This window comes from Nitratidesulfovibrio sp., assembly GCF_040373385.1.
GTDB lineage: Bacteria > Desulfobacterota > Desulfovibrionia > Desulfovibrionales > Desulfovibrionaceae > Cupidesulfovibrio.
The window spans coordinates 455,149-475,489 of the sequence record NZ_JBDXXH010000001.1 but is presented as its reverse complement, the minus strand read 5'-3'; the positions used below and the strand labels follow the sequence as shown (position 1 = coordinate 475,489).

The window sequence follows — 20,341 nt, the reverse complement described above, 5'->3', positions numbered from 1 at the left end:
GCATGGGACGCGTACTGGTCATCGACGATGACATGCTCGTGCGCAACAGCCTGTCGCGCTGCATCGCCGACATGGGGCACCAGGTGCTGCTGGCGGGCAGCCTGGCGGAAGGGTTGGAACTGGCCGAAAGCGGCGTGGACGTGGTCTACCTGGACCTGAACCTGCCCGACGGGGACGGCCAGCACGCCATCGACACGCTGGCCGCCAGCGCCGGGCGGCCTGAAATCGTGGTCATCACCGGCCTTGGCAACAACTACGGAGCGCAGGGCACCCTGGCGCGCGGCGCGTGGGACTACATCACCAAGCCCGCCTCGCCCCGGCTGATCCGCGAATCGCTGACCGCCGCGCTGGAATACCGGCGCGAACGGGCCGCGCCCGCCGCAACCCGCCCCTTCGACCCGTGCGGCATCGTGGGCGACGGACCGGCCATGCGCAGGGCGCGCCAGATGCTGGAACGCGCGGCGCACACCGACGCCGGGGTGCTGGTGCTGGGCGAAACGGGCGTGGGCAAGGAACTGGCGGCCAAGGCCATCCACGCCAACAGCAGGCGCGCGGACGGCCCCTTCGTGGTGGTGGATTGTTCCAACCTTACGGAAACGCTGGTGGAAAGTGTGCTGTACGGCCACGTGAAGGGGGCCTTTACCGGCGCGCACGCCGACCGGCGGGGGCTGGTGGCCGAGGCCCACGGCGGCACGCTGTTCCTCGACGAGGTGGGCGAACTGCCGCCCGCGCTCCAGAAATCCTTTTTGCGGGTGTTGCAAGAACACCGCTTTCGCCCGGTGGGTGCCGGACGTGAACAGTCCAGCGACTTCCGGCTGGTGGCGGCCACCAACCGCGACCTGGAGGCCATGACCCGCGACGGGCGCTTCCGCCCCGACCTGCTGTTTCGCCTGCGCACGGTGGAAGTGCGCCTGCCCCCCTTGCGCGAACGCGGGGACGACGTGGTCCTGCTGGCCGCGCATCTGGCTGGGCAGGCCTGCCGCCGCTACGGCCTTGCGCCCAAGACGCTGTCACCCGCGCTGGTGCGCGCCCTGACGGGGCACCACTGGCCGGGCAACGTACGCGAACTGGGCAACGTGATGGAGGCGGCGGTGATCGAGGCCGGAGCCGACCCGGTGATCCACCCCAAGCACCTGCCGGGCCAGTTGCGCATGGCCGTGCTGGATGGCGGGACGGGAGGCGGCACCGGAAGCCGGACGGGCGAAAGCGCGAGGGCGGAATGGCCGGGCGGCGACGCCATGCAAGCCTTCGAGGGCGTGCCCGCCCATGACGACCGCTGGTCCGACGATGTCATTCCCGGCGCGCGGGTGTGGACGCCCCGCGCGAGCACGGGCGATGCGGGGAGAGACGGGACCGTCCCGGCCAGCGCGAACCTGCTCCCTGGGTATGACGATACTCCCTCCCTGCCGTACGGTCCGCACACGCCGCAAGACGTGACCCACGAGCATGCTGCCTTCCCCGCACCACCGATCGCCCGGGAACACCACCGGCAGTCCGAAAGCGAGGGACGGAGTGCACCGGGTACGCCGGGCATGGCGGGCTTGGCCGAAACGGAGGATATCTTTGCGGCGGGGGGCCTTTCCGTGGCGGGGCAGCAGCAGCCAGAGGCACCTCACCCTTTCCCGTCCGCATTCCCGCCCGCATTCCCGCCCGCATTCCCACAGGACATGCCCGCGCAGCCGCGCGGTACACGGCGGCCCGCCGGGCGGGACCTGCGCGCCGGGCGGGAGGTGCGTGACGGGCGGGAGGTGCGCGACGGGCGCGACGGGCAGGCCCAGCCCCGTGCAGCCTCGCCCGTGCCCCGCGCCCCCCGGCAGGATGCCGCCACCTGGAACGGCATGCCCTACCACGACTACAAGGCCGTCCGCGACCGCGCCTACTTCCAGCACCTCATGGACGTGTGCGAGGGCGACGTGGTGCGGGCCAGCCAGCTTTCCGGCCTGAGCATCGCCAGCGTGTACCGGCACCTGGCGCTAGCGGGCATTGCCACGCGCACCCGCGCCAAGCGCTGAGGGGGCAGCTGCCCGGCGGCCCTGGCCCGCCAGCCACGTCCATTGGGCACCCCCTCGACATGGTCCCAGCCGCCACCACCCAACGGGCCCTCTGGCACCCGTCCGGTCCCCTCCCTCCTCTTGTGCAGGGGACGCCCCGGCGCTACAACCATGGCGACACGGACCGCGTTTCGCGCCCCTCCCCGTGCGCGCCCGCTCGTACGCACGCGCGCCGATTGACACCCACGGCGCCATGGGGCAAGGGTGCCACAGGCTGCCGCCCCGCCGCGCGCACCGTTGCCCCACTGGCCGATATGGGCTGTTTCTGGCCGCAACGGGACGCACCGCGCGGCATCACACCGTCGCCACCAGCGCCGCCACCGTCACCACCCATATGGCGGGCCGCCCGGCCACGTGCCGCGCCCGCAAACCATACAGGAAGCCATCATGTCCAACGGCAAAATCCGCGTCGCGGTCTTCTTCGGCGGGCGTTCGCCCGAGCATGACGTCAGCATCGTCACCGGCTTGCAGGTCATCCAGGCGCTGGACGCCGCGCAGTACGAACCCGTGCCCGTCTACGTGGACCGCTGCGGCGCCTGGCGCACCGGCGAGAAACTGCTGGACCGCGCCACCTACATCCCCGCCCGCGATGCCGACGGCCTGTCCGCCGTCTCGCTGGAAATCGCCCCCGGCAAGGGCGGCATGCTGGTGGAGCAGACCTCCAAACTGTTCGGCAAGCCCAAACGCATTGCCTTCGACGTGGCCATTCCCGCCTTCCACGGCCCCTACGGCGAAGACGGCGACATGCAGGGCCTGTTCGAGGCTGCGGGCATTCCCTACACCGGCATGCGCGTGCTGGCGTCCGCCATTTTCATGGACAAGGCCGCCACCAAGCAGGCCCTGGCCGGTACGGACATTCCCATGCTGCCCTGCGCGGTGCTGCGCAAGCCCGTGGGCGGCCTGCTGCCCGCGCGCGCCGACATCGAGGCCGCGCTGGCGGGCATCACCCTGCCCGGCTGCCTGAAGCCCGCGCACCTTGGCAGCAGCATCGGCGTGGCCAAGGTGGATTCCGTCGAGGACATCGAGGCGGTGTTACCCGGCCTGTTCAAGAACGACACCGTGGCCATCGTGGAGCCGTACCTGGACGGCTGCGTGGAATACAACATTTCGGTGCGGCGCGACGGCGAGGGGCACGCCACCTCGGCCATCGAGCGACCCAAGCGCGACAGCGAACTGCTGGACTTTCGCCAGAAGTACCTTTCGTCGGGCGGCAAGACCGGCGGCAAGACGGGGGGCGGCACCAAGAGTGCGGGCGATTCCGGCAGTGCGGGCATGCTTTCGCTGACGCGAGAGATCAACCCCGACCTGCCCGAAAGCCTGGAAGGCCGCATCCGCGACCTTGCCGTGCGCACCTACGCGGCCTTTGGCGGCACTGGTGCGCCGCGCATGGACTTCATGTACGACGCCACCCGCGACGAGGTGTGGCTGAACGAGGTGAACCCCATCCCCGGTTCGTTCGCCTTTTTCCTGTGGGAAGCGGCGGAAACCCCGGTGCGCTTCACCCGGCTGCTCTCGCTGATGATCGACGAGGCGCGGGCCATGGCCCGGCACACCGCCTGCCCGGAAGATCCGACCCCGGAGGCTGCCCGGCTGTTCCCCCGCCGGTAGCCAGAGCGTCAGCTTGCCCGTTGGCTACGTCAAACCTCGCCTGCCATATCGGTCGAATACAAGAAGAGTATACTCCCTCATGGCAGACTTGTTTTCCTTGCCAACGAACAAGCTGACGCTCTGGCAACAGCCTCTGCCGGGGGTATGATCGCCTCCGCATGCAGCGCGCGCCGTCCCCACCGGGCGGCGCGCGTTTCGCTTATCCGCGCCTGACGCCTCCACCGCACGTAGGGACTTGCCGTCGCGCCCAACACCCGTCCGACGCCCGCCCCCCATCCGGCACGCATCAGGCCGCCCCTTGCCCCTTCGCGCACCCCCGGTGTACACCACGGGGCGCGCCACGCCGTTGGCCCCGCCCGTTTCCGCGGCACTTTCCGCACGCAGGCAATGGCCGCAGCGCCGAACACACCACCTTGAGGCCAGCATGGATTCCGCCCCGTTCACAGCCACGCCCCCCGCCGCCGCAGCAGACCCGGCAGCCCCGCACCTGCACGTGGTGCACCTGCCGAACGCCGCGCCCGCCCGCCGAAAGCCGGGGAACACCGGCGCTGCGGATGCCGCGCCCCCCACCGTCCCCCAGACCGCCCCGCAGACAGCCCCCCAAATCGTCCCCCAAATCGTCCCGCAGATCATATGGGCGCACGGCTGGATGCACACCCACGCCAACCTGCTGCCGCTGGCCAACACCTGCACCCACGGGCGCGACAACTACCTGCTGGACATGCCCGGCTTCGGTCGCTCCGGCATGCCGCCCGCCACCTGGGGCACGCAGGACTACGCCGACCATGCCGCCGCCTGGCTGCGCACCCTGCCGCGCGGCAAACGGATATGGGTGGGGCATTCCTTCGGCTGCCGGGTGGGCCTGCAACTGGCGGCCCGCCACCCGGACCTGCTGGACGGCCTGTTCCTGATGGCCGCCGCCGGGCTGCCCCGCCGCCGAACCCCCATGGAAAAATTCACGCGCGGGTGCCGCATCGCCGCGTTCAAGACGCTGAAGCACCTCAACTGGCTGGGCTTTGGCGCGGAGCGGGTGCGCCGCTTCTTCGGCAGCGCGGACTACGCCAACGCTGGCCCCTTGCGCCCCGTGTTCGTCAGCGTGGTCAACGAGAACCTGTCCGACGTGGCCGCCCGCGTGGCCTGCCCCGTGCACCTGCTGTACGGAGAAAACGACACGGAAACCCCGCCCTCCATGGGGCAGGACTTTGCCCGGCTGCTGGCGCACGCGCACTTGCAGGTGCTGCCGCGCTTCGGGCATCTGGACATTCTGACGGCGGGCGGCCATCAGGCCGTGTACGCCCTGGACACCTTCTGCGAGGAAATCTTCGGTGGCTAGCTCTCTGTTTCTGGGCGCGGCGTTTCTTGCGTTCGCCGTGCGGCGCAGCCTGACCTGGCTGCACATCTTTCAGCAGGAAGAATACGACGGCCCGCGCTTTTTCCGCTGGATGGCCGCCGCCCGCGCCTTCGACAAGCGCGCCACCCTTCCCCTGCTGGCCTGCTGGGGCGCGGCGCTGGCCGCGCCTGAGTCCGCTGCGTACGCCAAATGGGCGGCGGGCCTTGTGCTGCTGGCCGTGGCCGCCGTGGAAGACAATCCGCTGCACGCCGCCAAGAAAAAACTGGTGCTCACCGCGCGGGTCAGGCGCATCCTGTCCGTGGCGCTGACACTGACGGCGGTGTACGCCGTGGCCCTTGCCCTGTGCCCGGCCACGCCCGCTGCGCTGCTGCCGTTCTGGATACTCGGGGTGCAGGCCCTGCCGCTGACGCTGGTGGCGGCCAATGCATCGCTGGCCCCGCTGGAGGCGCGCATCCAGCAGGGCTTCTGGAACGAGGCGCACGAAAAGCTGCTGCGCCTTGCGCCCACGGTGATCGCGGTCACCGGTTCGTACGGCAAGACCAGCGTGAAGCACATCCTGGCCCACGTGCTGGGCTGCTACCACCCCACGCTGATGACGCCGGGCAGCATCAACACGCCCATGGGCATTTCGCGGATCATCCGGGAAAAGCTGACCGACGCGCACCGCTTCTTCATCGCGGAAATGGGCGCCTACGGCATCGGCTCCATCGAACGGCTGTGCAGGCTGGCCCCGCCCGATTTCGCCATCATCACCAACGTGGGCCCGGCGCACTACGAACGCTTCAAGGATCTGGCCACCGTGGTGCGGGCCAAGTTCGAACTGGCGCACGCCACCGTGGCCCGTGGGGGCCGGGTGGTGCTGCCCGCCGCCCTGCTGGGTTACGACCATGCGCGCGACTTTGCCGCTGCCAATGCGGGCGCGGTGCTGCTGTGCGCGGGTACGGACGGGGGCGCCGGACCGGACGTTGCGGGCGCGCCGGAACCTTCCGTGCGCGTGCTGGAGGCCGGGCAGGACCTTTCCGGCATCCATGCCCGCCTGCTGTACCAGGGGCAGGAATACGAGTTGCGCGCGCCCATCCACGGCATGCACCACGTGGACAACGTGGCCCTGGCCTTTGCCGCCGCGTGCGGGGTGGGCGTGGAGCCGCAGCGGGTGGTCAGCGCCCTGCGCAGCCTGCCGCAGATCACCCACCGGCTGGAGGTGAAGCCCCAGCCCGACGGTTCCGTGCTCATCGACGATGCCTACAATTCCAACCCCTCCGGCTTCGCCTCCGCCCTCGACCTGCTGGACCTGTACCGCAAGTCCGGGCGGCGCGGCGTGCTGGTGACCCCCGGCATGGTGGAACTGGGCACCCTGCACGACAGCGCCCACGCCGACCTTGGCGCGCGCGCCGCAGCCTGCGCCGACGTGCTGCTGGCCGTGGCCCCGGCCCGCATCCCCACCCTGGTGGAGGCCTTCCGCGCCGCCGCCGGGCCGGACCAGCTTGTGATGGAATGCGCGGACTTCGCCACCGCCCGCGCCTGGCTGGCCGCCAACATCGGCCCCGGCGACGCCGTGCTGCTGGAAAACGACCTGCCCGACCTGTACGAGAAGAAGGTGCGGGTGTAGGGGACAGCTTCCCCTCCCGCCACGCATCTCCCGTCATCCCGCCCCCTTGACGGAACCGTTCCGGTACGCTCTACTGCCTCAGGCACGGTGACGGAGACGACACTACGGCGGGCACGAGTCCGCCCCGCAAAAGCACTCCGCGCGTGTGGCATCCGCGATGTGCAACTGCAACCGCATGTGGCCCCGTACGCACAGCAGGCACACACTTCATGACGTACCTGTCCACGATCCATGTCGACATCCTCATGTGTCTCGCATTGCTTCCCGCCATTGTCGTGGCGGGCATCAAGCTGGACAAGGGCATTCCCGCGCATCGACATCTTATTGCAGCCATGGTGTGCGTCTTCACACTGCTGGTACTTGAAGCATGCAGTGTGGCGCTGGATACCAATTTCAACGGCGCGATCCGCGACAACGCGCAGCTTGTGCCCTTCGGCAAGCTGGTCAACAGCATCGGCTTTCTGCTGGTGCCCGTGCCCGCCTTCCTGACGTGGACCTTCCTGCACCATTGGACCGGCACGCGCCTTGCCGCATCGTCCGTCCTGTTCTGGGCGCTTCCCCTGGCATGCAACGCGGCACTGGCCCTGCTCAGCTACCACGCGGGACTGCTGTTCTCCATCGCCCCGGACAACACCTACTCGCGCGGGCCGTGGTTCGCCGTATCCCCCGCCATGTTCTACGGTTATCAGGCACTGGCGGCGGGGTTGCTGATTCGCCAGCGCAACCGGCTGAAGCGGGAAGAAATGGCCCTGTTCGCCCTGGCCCTGGCCCTGCCCGCCGCCACCGCGATCATCCAGCTTACCTATTTCACGTTTCTTACAATATGGAGCAGCTGGGCCATCTCGTGCATCATCCTGCTGGTGTCCGTGTTCATCAATTCGTCCGAGCGCGATGAACTGACCAAGCTGGCCAACAGGACGGCATACCGCAACGCCATCGCAAAGGCCCGCCGCATGCGCGAACTGAAAATGTGCGTGGCCCTGCTGGACATGGACGGCCTGAAGGCCATCAACGACAGGTACGGGCACGCGGCCGGGGACCAGGCGTTGCTGACGCTTGCGGAAGGGCTGCGGGATACCTTTGGAGAGGGGTTCAGCGTGATGCGTTTTGGCGGCGACGAATTCGCCGTGGTCCAGTTCGACAACGAACCCGCCGCGTTCTACGAACGGCTCTGCACCCTTGAAAGCACCCTGGCAGATCAGGATGCGGCCTCCGGCAGGCCGTACCGGGTGGCCTTCAGCTACGGGCTGGCCTGCTCGCGCGACGGCGAATGCGTTGACGCCCTGCTGAAGCGGTGCGACACGCTGATGTACGACCGCAAGCGGCAGAAGCACCTGAAGGCGGGCGCGACTGCCCCCTGAGTGTCGCCTGCCCGTCGCCCGACTGGCCCCTGCGTGGCGTTTCGTCCGGCTGCCCCTGACGCAGCCGGGCAGAGCTGGCACCCCTTCCCGCTCCGGCCTTGGCGGGGCAGGCGCAAACCGCCGGTTCCCCACCCTTGCCCCACACCTGAACACACCCTGGGAAGCAGCATGCCCACCGCCCGCGCCTTCATCCCTTGCCCTGTCGCCCCTGCTTCCCGGCTGTCGGGCACTCCGCACATGCTCGCCCCGTTCCTGTATGCCCTGCTCCTGTCCGCCCTGCTCCTGTCTGGTGGATGCGCGACCCGGCACGCGAACGCGCCAGATGCTCCCCCCCCCACCCCCCAGGCATCCTCACAAGCCTCACCGCAGACCGCCAGCCAGGCCGTCAGTTCCGTCCAGTTGGTCCAGTCGGAGCGCAGTTGGGACGGCGCCATGCTGCCCGCCTATCCGCAGGGCCAGCCACAGGTCACCATCCTGCGCATCACCATTCCCGCCGGGGCGCGCCTGCCCCTGCACCATCACCCGGTGATCAACGCCGGGGTGCTGACGCGCGGGCAGCTTGTGGTGGTTACGGAGGACGGCAAGGAACTGCGCCTCGCGGCGGGCGACCCCATCGTCGAGGTGGTGAACACCCCGCACCTTGGCTTCAACCCCGGCAGCGAGCCCGCCGAGATCATCGTCTTCTACGCCGGGCAGGCGGGCACTCCGCTGGCCGTCAAGCAGGGGCAGTAACGAGCCCGCCCGGCCTGCCGCAGCGCCGCTGTTACCCCCAGCCCCCCAGCCCCCTACCGCCGCCCCCTCACCCGGCCCCCCCGATTTTCCACGCTCTCCACCATTGCGGCGGTTCCGGCTCCCTCGCTGTTCCGGTTCCGCCGCATTTGCCCTGCGCCTGTCCGGACACCGGCCCAAAAAAATCAGGGACTGCACATTCCCGCAGGATACACTACACTCAGGGCTTCGGGCGCAATCCCGGTGCGGGTTGGCGCATGCCAGGGCCTTTCGCACCCTGCCGCGCCCACAGGGCACAGGCGCTCGCATCATGCTGCCGCGCCGGAACACACCGGGACATTCCATGAGCACCAGCGCCCCCTGTCTCCGCTTCAGCCGCTGTCCCAGCCCCGGTCCCACCCCGCAGCGGTGCACCGGCCCTGCCTCGTGCCCCACGTCCGACAGCCCACGGCTTTCCGCCCCGCCATCCGCACCGGGCGGGGGGGCGGTCCGATACCGCATTCGCCCTGCCCCCCTCCCCATTCTCCGGGCCGTGCTGCTGGCCTGCGCGTGCTGCCTGGCCCTGGCCGCGCGGCCCGCACCTGGTCATGCCGCACCGCAACGCGCCCTGCTGATCAGTTCCTACCACCCGGCATTCCCCACCTTCTTCCAGCAGATCGACGGCATCCGCTCCGAGTTGGACCCGGCGGGCGTGCCCCTGGACGTGGAGTTCATGGACAGCAAGCGCTTCAACGATCCGCCCAATCAGGCCCACTTTCTTGATCACCTGCGCTACAAGCTGTCCCGCGTGGCCCCGTACGACGTCATCATCACCTCGGACGACAACGCGCTGAACCTCGCCCTGGAGCACCGGGACGCCCTGTTCCCCACCACCCCCGTGGTCTTCTGCGGGGTCAACAACGTGGCGCTGGCCCAGGGCCTGAGCGGCGGCGCCGCCTTCACCGGGGTCATCGAGGCGGTTTCCATGCAGGAAACGCTGGACCTGATCCACCAGTTGCGCCCGCGCGGCACCATCCACGCCATTTCGGACACCACGCTGTCCGGCCGGGCGGACGCTCTGACCTTTCGCGAACTGGCGGCCCACAACGCCCCGGCGCCCAGCGGAGAACTGTCGCTGGAAGACCTGACCTGGGACGACCTGGCCCGCCGCATGGCCGCCCTGCCCCCCGGCGACGCCATCCTGCTGCTTTCGGCCTACGAGGACGCGGTAGGCACGCCCAAACAATTCGAGGAAAGCCTGGCCTTCATCCTGCGCCACGCCGGGGTGCCGGTGTTCCACCTGTGGGAACACGGCCTGGGCAAGGGGCTGGCGGGCGGCAAGGTCATCTCGCATTTCGAGCAGGGACGCGTGGCGGCACAACTGGCCCTGCGCATCATGAACGGCACCTCTCCCGCCGACGTTCCCGTGGTGGGGGGCGACGCGGCCAACCGCTACACCTTCGACCACCACGTGCTGGCGCGCTTCGGCATCGCGGAAAGGCAACTGCCGCCGGACAGCCGCATCATCAACGCCCCTTCGTCGCCGTGGATCATCTACCGGCGCGAACTGCGGGTGGCGGCGGCATCGCTGGTGGTCATCCTGGCCCTGACGATATTTCTGGTCTTCCACGTCATCCGCCTGCGCCAGGCCAAGACGGACATCCGCCACAGCCAGGAGCGCTACCGCATCCTGTTCGACCAGTCGCCCGTGGGCATCGCCCACTTCGATGACGAAGGCCGCATCATCGACCTGAACGCCAAATTCCAGGAAATCGTCGGCGCGCCTCGCCAGAAGGTGCTGGGGCTCGACCTGCGGCACGACCTGCGCGACCCCGAGATGCTGGGGGCCGTACGCACCGCCTTCCAAGGCGGCATAGGCCTGTACGAAGGCAACTACACTTCGGTAACGGGCCGCAAGACCACGCTGGTCAGCTGCATCCTCAAATGCATCATCGCGCCCGACGGCGGTCACCTGTACGGGCTGATCATCGCGGAAGACATCACCGAACGCCGCCGGGCGGAAGACACCCTGCGCGAACACGAAATGTTCCTGATGGAAACCCAGCGCATCGCCCGCGTGGGCGGCTGGAAGGCGGGCATCCGGTCCGACACGCTGGTCTGGACCGACGAGGTCAACCGCATCCTTGAAGTGCCGCCGGACTACAAGCCGGGCCTTGCCGAAGGCATTTCGTTCTACGCGCCGGAATACCGGCCCAGGGTGCGGGAGATGCTGCAAACCGTGGCCCGTGACGGCACCCACGTGGAACTGGAATGCGAGATCATCACCAGCCGGGGCACCCGCAAGTGGACCCACCTGCGCGCGGTGGGCCGGGTGGAAGAGCACGGGGAACAACTCATCCTGGGGACGTTCCAGGACATCACCGAGCGCAAGACGGCGGAGATCGAACTGGTCAACGCCAAGCTGCGGGCAGAGGCGGCCAGCAAGGCCAAGAGCGAGTTCCTGGCCAACATGAGCCACGAAATCCGCACACCGCTCAACGGCATTCTCGGCATGCTCCAGCTCATGCACACCACGCGGCTGAATGCCGAACAGAAAGACTACGCGGACATCGCCATCCAGTCCGGCAGACGGCTGGCGCGCCTGCTTTCCGACATGCTGGACCTGTCACGCATCGAATCGGGCAAGCTGGAAATCCGGCACGTTCCCTTCCAACTCGCGACATCGGTGCAGCAGGTGGTGGAACTGTTCCTGCCCATCTCGCTGCAAACGGGGATACAGCTCAAGATGCGCATGGACCCGGCCATCCCGGAAACGTTGCGGGGCGATACCGTGCGGGTGCAACAGGTGCTCACCAACCTGCTGGGCAATTCCTTCAAGTTCACCAGAAGCGGCGGCATCACGCTGGCGGCCCGCCGCCTGCCACCGCTGCACGGCCCTTCCTGCCGGGTGCTGTTCACCATTGCGGATACCGGGTGCGGCATTCCGGAAGACAAGCTGGGCGAGTTGTTCGAACCGTTCACCCAGGTCAGCAACGGAATGCGCCGTTCGCACCAGGGCGCCGGGCTGGGGCTTTCCATCTGCAAGCGGCTGGTGCACCTGATGGGCGGGGACATCACCATCGAGAGCGAGGAAGGCGCGGGCACCACGGCCTGCGTCAGCCTGCCCTTCACCGTGGTGTCCGACCCTGGCGAGGGGATGGATGTGCCCGATGCACCGGATACGCAGGATACGCAGAATGCCCCAGACAGGCCGGACAGGCCGGACAGGGCAGACAGGCCGGACAGGCCGGACAGGGCAGACAGGGCGGACAGGCCGGACAGGGCGGATACGCAGGACTGGACGGGCGTGATGCCCGGCGCCATGCCGGACGTTCCCCCTCCCTGCCGGATCCTGCTGGTGGAAGACGACCCGGTGACCCAGATGGCCCTGCGCCGGATGCTGGAAAAGGCGGGACACGCCGTCACCGTGGCGGGCGACGGACGCGCGGGCCTGCAAGCGTTGGCCGCCGAAGCCTTCGACATGGTGCTCATGGACATCCAGATGCCCATCATGGACGGCATGGAGGCCGTGGAACGCATCCGCAAGGGCGAGGCCGGGCCGGACAGGGGGGGCATCCCCATCGTGGCGCTGACGGCCTATGCCATGGAGGGCGACCGGGAACGGTTCCTGGGCGCGGGCATGGACGCCTACGTCACGAAGCCCGCGGACATGAATACCCTGAATGCGGTCATCGGTCGCTTTTGCGAACCGGGACAGATCACGGGACAGGGGTAGAGCCCCCTGCACGGGGCTTCGGGGGCGCCCGCCGGTACGGTGCCGGGCGGGCACGGCACCCGGCGAAAGCGCGCGGGAAAGGGGCGGAAGCCTCAGTCCGCCAGGGCGGGCGCCGGGGCAAAGGGCAGGTAGTCCCCCGGCATGTCGTCCTTCAGGTTCACGCCGGTCAGCCCGGCCGCAAAGGCTCCCTGCACCAGGTAGCACAGCTTGCGCACGCCGTCTTCGATGGGGAGACCGCCGGGGCGCACGTTGGAAATGCAGTTGCGTGCCTCGTCCGTACAGCCGGGAACGGGCGCGAAGGTCAGGTAGACCCCCAGCGAATTGGGCGAACTGAGGCCCGGTCGCTCGCCGATCAGCATCACCACCAGCCGGGCGCCCAGCAAGTGGGCCACCTCGTCGGCCACGGCCACGCGCCCGTGATCCACCAGCGCCACGGGCGTGGTGGTGTACCCTGCGGCGCGGGCCTGTGCCAGGAACCGGGTGGCGAAGGGCACGGCGTTCTCGTGCACCGCGCGGGCAGACAGTCCGCTGCTGACGACCACGCAGATGTCCGCCCCCCTTGCGCCCGTGGCCTGCGCGGCCACGGTCTCGCGCAGGATGCCCCGCGAGGCCTCGGAAAGCTGGCGCCCCTTGTCGGGCCGGGCCAGGAATTCCGCCGTGTCCGCCGCCGCGCTGTGCAGTTCCAGACACTGCTCGCCGCCCTGTTCCAGAGCAGCGCGTACCCCCGCCATGTCGAAGGGGGTCAGCACCGCGTCACGCGCCTTGGCGTGGGCCATGCGAAAATCCAGCCACCGGCCATGCGGCAGGCTTACGCCACAACGGCCCAGGGCAATGCGGGCGTCAGTGTGGCGGCGCAGGTCGCTCCACGTATCGTCGGTCACCGGCGCGGGCCGCGCCGCAGGCTCGTCGTGTCGTGCGCTGTCCATGGCGTTCCTCCTCAGTCGTCCTGCCGCACGCGCTGCTCAAGCCCCAGCAAGGCCCCGCCCGGCGGCAGCAGGTTGCCGTCCCCGTCGTGGATGCCCATGCGTTCCAGCCACGCCTCGAACTCCGGAGCCGGGCGCTTGCCCAGCAGCTTGCGCAGGTAGGCGGCATCGTGAAACGACGTGGACTGGTAGTTGAGCATGATGTCGTCCGCGCCGGGCACACCCATGATGAAATTGCAGCCCGCCGTGCCCAGCAGGGTCAGCAGCGCATCCATGTCGTCCTGGTCCGCGTCGGCGTGGTTGGTGTAGCAGATGTCCACGCCCATGGGCAGGCCCAGCAGCTTGCCGCAGCAGTGATCCTCCAGCCCGGCCCGAATGATCTGCTTGCCGTTGTAGAGGTATTCCGGGCCGATGAAGCCCACCACCGTGTTCACCAGCAACGGGCGGTACCGGCGCGCCACGGCGTAGGCCCGGCATTCCACGGTCTGCTGGTCCACGCCGTGGTGGGCGTTGGCCGAAAGCGCGCTGCCCTGCCCCGTTTCGAAGTACATCACGTTGTCGCCCAGCGTGCCGCGCTGCAATTCCAGCGTGGCCTGGCTCGCCTCGTCCAGCAGGCCGAGGTTGATGCCGAAGCTGGCGTTGGCCTTTTCCGTCCCGGCAATGGACTGGAAGCACAGGTCCAGCGGGGTGCCCCGCCGGATGAGTTCCATGGCGCTGGTCACGTGGGTGAGCACGCAGCTTTGGGTGGGTATCTCGTACCGGGCAATCAGTTCGTCCAGCAGGTGCATCAGCCGGGCGATGTTTTCCAGGCTGTCCGAGGCCGGGTTGATGCCGATGACCGCATCGCCCGAGCCGTAGTACAGCCCGTCGATGGTCGAGGCCAGGATGCCCCGGGCGTCGTCCGTGGGATGGTTGGGTTGCAGCCGGGCCGAAAAGTGGCCCGGCAGCCCGATGGTGTTGCGAAAACGCGTGACCACCCGGCACTTGGAGGCCACCAGCACCAAGTCCTGCAAGCGCATCAGCTTGCTGGCGGCCGCCACCATTTCCGGGGTCAGGCCGGGGGCAAGGGCGGCAAGGCTGGCATGATCGACCGCGTCGGTAAGCAGCCAGTCGCGGAACTGGCCCACGGTGTACGAGCCTACCGGCGCGAAGGCCGCCGCGTCGTGGCTGTCCAGGATCAGGCGGGTGATCTCGTCGTCCTCGTAGGGAATCACCGCCTCGTCGAGAAAGCGCTTCAGCGGCACGTCGGCCAGCAACATCTGGGCGCGCACGCGCTCTTCGTCGCTGGCCGCCGCCACACCGGCCAGGACGTCCCCCGAACGCAGGGGGGACGCCTTGGCCAGCAGTTCGCGTAGCGGACTGTGCACATTCATGGCTGCCTCTCTTACAGGAGCACGCGGGGCAGGAACATGGCGATGTCGGGGAAGACCATGACAAGCACCAAGCCTATGAGCATCAGGATTACCATGGGGATGATGGAGCTGTATATGTCGCTCAGGGTCACGCCCTTGGGCGCCATGGCCTTCATCAGGAACAGGTTGTAGCCGAAGGGCGGGGTCATGTAGGCTATCTGGCAGGTGATGGTGTACAGCACGCCGTACCAGATGGGGTCGAAGCCCAGCGCCTTGACCAGCGGAATGTACAGCGGGGCCACGATGACCAGCATGGCCGTGTCGTCCAGGAACATGCCCATGACCAGGTAGGACAGTTGCATGATGATCAGCACGCCCCACGGGCTGAGGTGCCAGCCATCGAGAAAGAGCGTCTTGATGGCGTGCACGGCGCCCAGGCCGTCGAACACGGAGCTGAAGCACAGCGCGGCCATGATGATCCACATGAACATGCAGCTCACGCTCAGCGTCTGCACCAGCACCACCCGCATCACCTTGCCGTTGAGGCGCCGTTTGACCAGCGCGGCCAGGGTGGCCACCAGCGCGCCTACGGCAGAACTTTCCACCAGGCTGGTGATGCCGGTCATGAAGGCCCCGGTCACGGAAAAGATGATGGCCAGCGGCAGCAGGCCCGCCCACAGGCTGCTCCACTTTTCGGCGCTGGTGATGGCGTCGCGCTCTTCCTTCGGCAGGGCCGGACCCATGGCCGGGTTGAGCTTGCAGCGGATGACGATGTAGCCGATGAGCATGACCGCGAACATGATGGCCGGGCCAATGCCCGCCAACCACAGGTTGCTCACCGGCTGGCGGGCGATCATGCCGTACAGCACCAGCACCACGCTGGGCGGCATCATGATGCCGAGCGAACTGCCCGCCTGGATGACCCCGGAAACCATGCGCTTGTCATAGCCGCGCTTGAGCATTTCGGGCATGGCGATGGTGGCGCCGATGGCCATGCCCGCCACGCTCAGGCCGTTCATGGCCGAAATGGCCACCATCAGCACCACCGTGCCGATGGCAAGGCCGCCGGGCAGCGGCCCCATCCAGACGTGGAACATGCGGTACAGGTCGTTGGCGATGCCCGATTCCGACAGCATGTAGCCCATGTAGATGAACAGCGGCAGCGTGATCATGGGGAACCATTTCATCAGGGTCATGCTGGCGTTGAACGCCATCTGCGACCCGCCCGTGCCCCACAGGAACACGGCCGCCACGGCACCCACGAAGCCGATGGCCGCAAAGACACGCTGCCCGGTGAGCATCAGCATGCCCATGGAAGCGAAGAGAAGAAGAGCTATGCTCTCGTGCGATAGCGTGAAGGTGATGTCGAACATATCCTCGCGTCCTTTACCGCGTCCACATGCACTGAAGCCGGGAGTGTACTCGAAGTGAACAGTTAGCGCGGGCTGCCCAGCGCATGGGCAGGGGCCAGTTCGGAAGCCAGGGCGGCGCCGTCCGGCATGCCTGCGGACTCGCGGTCCTCTGCCGGTTCGGCACTGCCGGTTTCCACGATCAGCCGTTCGGGAATCTCCTCACCCAGCAGCAACCCGCGCGACCGGGCAACGGCCTTGAAGAATTCCGAGATGGACTGCAACAAGGTCAGCGCTATGCCGATGGCCATCAGAATCTTGATGGGTGCAAGCGACGGCCCCCATGCGGTGTTGTTGCGCTGGTTGAATTCTATGGAATACCACGTGCTGGACAGGCCGCCGTACAGCAGCATCACCAGATAGACCACCAGGAAGAACGACGTGAAGACGTCCATTTTTGCCTGGTTGCGCCATTTCAGGCGCCCGTAGAACACGTCCATGCGCACGTGCGAATTGACCAGCAGTGCGAAGCCGCCGCCCAGCAGGTAGTAGGCGACCATGCAGAACTGGGCCATCTCCACCCCCCAGATGACCGGGGAATGGAAGAAGTACCGGGAAACGGCCGAGTACAGCAGAACGGCCATCATCACGAAGACGAGATACAGCACCACCCGCCCCACGAGGCGGTTCACCGCGTCCACATACCGGACAAACAATCTGATGCAATTGGGCATGTCAGCACCCTCCGCGACGTGGCGACCGTGCACGACCTGTCATGGCCGGTCAGGGCTGATCGGGACTGGTCAGGACTGGTCAGGGCCGGTCAGGGCCGGTCAGGGCCCGTCGCATATTCGTGTCGATAAACGGCGTTGCACGCCGCCGCCCCACCGGCCAGGCAAGCGGCGGTCGGACGGCGGCGCGACCGGGCGGGCGGAAGGTCCGCCCGCCCCGTGAAACCACGATCAATACCGGTAGGGGCGGCCAGCCTTGACCATTTCCGCGTTGTACTTCTTCAGGATGTCCACGACCTTGGCGCACCGGGCGCTCTTCTTGGCCGTTTCATCCCAGAACTTGTGGGCGGCGGCTTCCACCTGGCCCCATTCGGCATCGGAAATGGAGGTCATCTCCATCTTGCCGCCGTTGACGCGGTAGTGCGCCTCGCCCCACCAGTACCAGTGCTGGCGGAAGTAGTTGGAACTGTCGCAGGTGAGCTTGAAGAGGGTCTTGAGATGCTCGGGCACTTCCGCCCACTTCTTGCTGTTGGCGAAGTACGAGCCGATCCACGCGCCGCAGATGTTGTTGGTGAGGTAGTACTTGCACTGCTCGGACCAGCCGGAAGTATAGTCTTCCGTGATGCCGGACCAGCACACCCCGTCCAGTTCGCCGGTCTGCAAGGCCACCTGGATGTCTTCCCAGGGCAGGCTGACGGGCACCACGCCGAACTGGCTCATGAACTTGCCGCCGGTGGGGAAGGAGAACACCCGCTTGCCCTTGAGGTCGGCCAGCGAACGGATGGGCTTGGTGGTGGCGAAGTTGCAGGGGTCCCACGCGCCCACGCCCAGCCATTCCACGCCCTTGATTTCGCTGTAGGCTTCCTTCCAGATGTCGTTCAGGCCCCAGTGCTCGAACAGGGCGGGCACGTCCAGCGAGTAGCGGGTGGCAAAGGGAAAGTACGCGCCGAAGATGGCCACGTCGGAGGGCGAGGACATGGAGTCCTCGTCGCACTGCGCCGCGTCGATGGTGCCGTCCTGCACGGCGCGGAACAGTTCGCTGGTGGAGACCAACTGGTCGGACGTGAACAGTTCGATGACCATCTCGCCGTTGGCGGCCTTGTTGAAGGCATCGATCTGCGGCTTGATGACGTATTCGGCTAGCGCGGCCCCGGCATAGGTCTGCATGCGCCACTTGATGGGCGCCTTGGCGGCGCGGGCGTCTGTCGCCTGCATGATGCCCGTGGACGCCGCCACCGCTGCCGTGGCCCCGATGCCCGCCGTCCTCAGAAACTCGCGTCTTTCCATACGTTCCTCCGGTCTGGAGCCAAAGCCCACTGGTTGATCAAGCATGCTGCCGTCCGGACCGACGACCCATCGCGGTCCGCAACAGCGCCGCATCGTAGCTTTTCACCAAAAAGCAATCGGCATGCCAAGAAACCGGAGCAAAACGGAACACTCAAAACAATGCAGGATATATGAAAAAATTAATGGACGAGGATCGCCCCCCGCCCATTCCCGACACATGCGTCACCAATATTACACAAAACTGTAAACAACTATTTCAGAAACAGTCCTCCTACCTTAAAAAATATCAAACAAAAACAGTGTCATGAAAAATCTCTGCTCGGACATGGAATTAACATTTTTGTATCTCGATGCTATAATCGATAAATGGGCATTTATGCATGATACACGTGAATATATTTCCGATAACATTACAACTCATTCATACGTAACAGATGATATAACATCTTTCAAACTTCAGATTCAAATCTAACGACAATTGCATTGCACTTTTTCAGACAAATCAAAACGATTCACCATAGAATAATCATTCATATTTTCATTTTCGAATTTGAAAAACATTCACCAAGAGAAACCATCCCCGCTTTTTCTGCACAACAATCACAATACACAATCTCGCCAGCAATCAGCAGCTTGGCGAGAATGGACAACCCCATGGCGTGGTTGCGTCGCACGACGGGCGGAACACCGGAACAATGCTGCCCACCGCACCCCTTCAGCGTTGACGTTTCTGTCAAAGCTGTCGGGCAGATTCGAACCGGCCGACTGCCCAGGGAACAGACGGCGTGACGGTACCGAGATCGGGGGCACACAGGCCATTAGGGATGCCCCGCACGGGAGGGACGTCTGCACCCCATGGAGCTGACCGCGCGAGTTCGGACTGCCGCCCTTGCGCCGACGAACTCGCCTGGCGGAACAGGAACGGCGCAACGTGGACGAGCAGGTCCACAAACCTTGGGCGCACATCACGGCGGACGCCCCCTGCGTTGCCGGGTTCACCACCAGCACCAGTTGCAACGACGGCGCCGGGCAAGGCAGCCCCCGCGCCCGTATCAACCTCATCCCGCGCAGCAAGGCCAATTCCCCGGCCCCACGCAGAGCGTGCGCGGCGTTGTACCGGGGCGTATGGGATATTGAGAGGGCTGACCGTGCGACAACAAGTGCAGAAAAACGAAAAGGGGGCTCGCAGCCCCCTTTTCCCAGCGCACGGGCCGTTGCCCTGCGCGTCATGCCTTTTTCGGTCTGCCCTTTGCCTTGGGTTTGCCCGGAGCGGCCTGGGCAACCATGCCAGCGGCCGGTGCCGCTTCTTCTGCCTTGAGCTTCGCCCCAACGGCCGACTTGCGCCGCTCCCAGAGCTGCATTTCCTTCATCTTCTTGCGGCGGGCCCGCACGAGCGACTTGCAGGCAAGCGGGGTGCCTTCCTTGATTCCCCACTTCTCGCGATAGGCATCGGCATCCAGACCGTGCAAGGCAAGATGCTTCGCCGTGATGATCTTGCACACCTTGCCGCATTCCAGACAGGTGACGGCCGATTCCCTGATGGCCTTCGCAACATCACCCTTCGGTACGGGGGCAGATTCAGCCGCAACGGCACCTGCGGGGTCCTGCGACAGAGCCTGGAGGCTTCTGGCCAACGTGCCTACCATGCTGGTCATTTCATCCACAGTCATCGCGCGAACGGTTGCCTGCGCCTTCACCAGCTCCAGTGCCTGCTTGAACATGTCATCCATATCAACCTCGATAATTTATTGACGGTTTGCACAACTCACTGATGCACATACATTGTTGTGCGCACCTGTCAATGTTTTACATGCATGTTTCACAATATAATCGGCACGGGGTGTGGTTGCGCACGCAGTCCGAGTGCTGACCGTGCGCGCGTTCACAGGGTGACTGGCGCAAAAGAATGGCCCAGTACCTCGGCTTGTGCCGTGCAAGGCGTGCGCCTTACCTGCAACCGCAAGAAACCTCAAACCGGGCAGCATCCGAACCGACAAAGGGCGGATCGCGCCGCGCTCCAGTTCACGACCATCACCTTCAAACGCAGAACCTCACCGACCAGTTGCCCGCACACACCGCAACATGCCATCTTCGGCATCCCGTCCGGCACGGGTCCGCAAACCCGCATCCCGTGGGGAACATATACAGGCCGACATCCAACGCCACCCGGCAGGCTGAACGGACGATCCCCCCCGGCAGCATGCGTCCGCAGAAGCACAACGCACCGGCAGGACGCATGGCAACGCCACGCCTGCCGACCCAGCCCTGACACGAC

Annotated in this window: 13 protein-coding genes; 7 read left to right on the top strand and 6 right to left on the bottom strand. The window is 66.5% G+C overall.

Going from position 1 to position 20,341, the window contains the following annotated elements; all coding sequences use genetic code 11:
• Window positions 1–2: 2 nt before the first annotated feature.
• The 7 genes from ABWO17_RS01995 to ABWO17_RS01965 all read left to right on the top strand — a co-directional run bounded on the left by ABWO17_RS01995 (window position 3) and on the right by ABWO17_RS01965 (window position 12,424).
• Window positions 3–2,012, top strand: coding sequence for a sigma 54-interacting transcriptional regulator (locus ABWO17_RS01995; RefSeq protein ID WP_353115537.1), 2,010 nt, complete (start codon window positions 3–5; stop codon window positions 2,010–2,012).
• Window positions 2,013–2,438: 426 nt separating this feature from the next.
• Entirely contained in the window at window positions 2,439–3,659 is a 1,221-nt protein-coding gene (locus ABWO17_RS01990; protein WP_353115535.1) for a D-alanine--D-alanine ligase, read from the top strand.
• Window positions 3,660–4,083: 424 nt separating this feature from the next.
• The gene (locus tag ABWO17_RS01985) at window positions 4,084–4,992 is read left to right on the top strand and encodes an alpha/beta fold hydrolase (protein WP_353115533.1); all 909 of its coding nucleotides are present in this window, start codon (window positions 4,084–4,086) and stop codon (window positions 4,990–4,992) included.
• Window positions 4,985–6,619 (top strand): Mur ligase family protein, encoded by a 1,635-nt coding sequence (locus ABWO17_RS01980; protein WP_353115531.1) that lies wholly within the window; start codon window positions 4,985–4,987, stop codon window positions 6,617–6,619. Before ABWO17_RS01985 ends, ABWO17_RS01980 begins: the two co-directional genes overlap by 8 nt.
• Before the next feature lie 209 nt (window positions 6,620–6,828).
• The gene (locus ABWO17_RS01975) at window positions 6,829–7,980 is read left to right on the top strand and encodes a GGDEF domain-containing protein (RefSeq protein ID WP_353115529.1); all 1,152 of its coding nucleotides are present in this window, start codon (window positions 6,829–6,831) and stop codon (window positions 7,978–7,980) included.
• 168 nt (window positions 7,981–8,148) lie between these two features.
• Window positions 8,149–8,712 (top strand): cupin domain-containing protein, encoded by a 564-nt coding sequence (locus ABWO17_RS01970; protein WP_353115527.1) that lies wholly within the window; start codon window positions 8,149–8,151, stop codon window positions 8,710–8,712.
• A gap of 340 nt (window positions 8,713–9,052) precedes the next feature.
• The gene (locus ABWO17_RS01965; protein WP_353115525.1) at window positions 9,053–12,424 is read left to right on the top strand and encodes an ATP-binding protein; all 3,372 of its coding nucleotides are present in this window, start codon (window positions 9,053–9,055) and stop codon (window positions 12,422–12,424) included.
• A 92-nt stretch (window positions 12,425–12,516) separates the two neighbouring features.
• On the opposite strand, the gene eutC is transcribed toward ABWO17_RS01965, so the two are convergent.
• The 6 genes from eutC to ABWO17_RS01935 all read right to left on the bottom strand — a co-directional run bounded on the left by eutC (window position 12,517) and on the right by ABWO17_RS01935 (window position 19,796).
• Window positions 12,517–13,350, bottom strand: a complete 834-nt coding sequence (eutC, locus tag ABWO17_RS01960) for an ethanolamine ammonia-lyase subunit EutC (RefSeq protein WP_353115523.1) — start codon at window positions 13,348–13,350, stop codon at window positions 12,517–12,519.
• 11 nt (window positions 13,351–13,361) lie between these two features.
• Entirely contained in the window at window positions 13,362–14,720 is a 1,359-nt protein-coding gene (locus ABWO17_RS01955; protein WP_353115521.1) for an ethanolamine ammonia-lyase subunit EutB, read from the bottom strand.
• An 11-nt stretch (window positions 14,721–14,731) separates the two neighbouring features.
• Window positions 14,732–16,072, bottom strand: a complete 1,341-nt coding sequence (locus ABWO17_RS01950) for a TRAP transporter large permease (protein ID WP_353115519.1) — start codon at window positions 16,070–16,072, stop codon at window positions 14,732–14,734.
• Window positions 16,073–16,134: 62 nt separating this feature from the next.
• The gene (locus ABWO17_RS01945; protein ID WP_353115517.1) at window positions 16,135–16,782 is read right to left on the bottom strand and encodes a TRAP transporter small permease subunit; all 648 of its coding nucleotides are present in this window, start codon (window positions 16,780–16,782) and stop codon (window positions 16,135–16,137) included.
• Window positions 16,783–17,010: 228 nt separating this feature from the next.
• On the bottom strand, window positions 17,011–18,066 hold the full coding sequence (locus tag ABWO17_RS01940) for a TRAP transporter substrate-binding protein (protein ID WP_353115515.1): 1,056 nt from the start codon (window positions 18,064–18,066) through the stop codon (window positions 17,011–17,013).
• Window positions 18,067–19,292: 1,226 nt separating this feature from the next.
• The gene (locus ABWO17_RS01935; protein WP_353115513.1) at window positions 19,293–19,796 is read right to left on the bottom strand and encodes a Ros/MucR family transcriptional regulator; all 504 of its coding nucleotides are present in this window, start codon (window positions 19,794–19,796) and stop codon (window positions 19,293–19,295) included.
• Between the last annotated feature and the right edge of the window lie 545 nt (window positions 19,797–20,341).

Excerpts from the sequence above, each read along its gene's own strand:
- ABWO17_RS01970 (WP_353115527.1), top strand. The coding sequence starts at position 8,149 with ATGCCCACCGCCCGCGCCTTCATCCCTTGCCCTGTCGCCCCTGCTTCC.
- ABWO17_RS01975 (WP_353115529.1), top strand. The coding sequence starts at position 6,829 with ATGACGTACCTGTCCACGATCCATGTCGACATCCTCATGTGTCTCGCA.
- ABWO17_RS01955 (WP_353115521.1), bottom strand. The coding sequence starts at position 14,720 with ATGAATGTGCACAGTCCGCTACGCGAACTGCTGGCCAAGGCGTCCCCC.
- ABWO17_RS01995 (WP_353115537.1), top strand. The coding sequence starts at position 3 with ATGGGACGCGTACTGGTCATCGACGATGACATGCTCGTGCGCAACAGC.
- ABWO17_RS01985 (WP_353115533.1), top strand. The coding sequence starts at position 4,084 with ATGGATTCCGCCCCGTTCACAGCCACGCCCCCCGCCGCCGCAGCAGAC.
- ABWO17_RS01935 (WP_353115513.1), bottom strand. The coding sequence starts at position 19,796 with ATGGATGACATGTTCAAGCAGGCACTGGAGCTGGTGAAGGCGCAGGCA.
- ABWO17_RS01945 (WP_353115517.1), bottom strand. The coding sequence starts at position 16,782 with ATGCCCAATTGCATCAGATTGTTTGTCCGGTATGTGGACGCGGTGAAC.
- ABWO17_RS01990 (WP_353115535.1), top strand. The coding sequence starts at position 2,439 with ATGTCCAACGGCAAAATCCGCGTCGCGGTCTTCTTCGGCGGGCGTTCG.
- eutC (WP_353115523.1), bottom strand. The coding sequence starts at position 13,350 with ATGGACAGCGCACGACACGACGAGCCTGCGGCGCGGCCCGCGCCGGTG.
- ABWO17_RS01940 (WP_353115515.1), bottom strand. The coding sequence starts at position 18,066 with ATGGAAAGACGCGAGTTTCTGAGGACGGCGGGCATCGGGGCCACGGCA.
- ABWO17_RS01965 (WP_353115525.1), top strand. The coding sequence starts at position 9,053 with ATGAGCACCAGCGCCCCCTGTCTCCGCTTCAGCCGCTGTCCCAGCCCC.
- ABWO17_RS01950 (WP_353115519.1), bottom strand. The coding sequence starts at position 16,072 with ATGTTCGACATCACCTTCACGCTATCGCACGAGAGCATAGCTCTTCTT.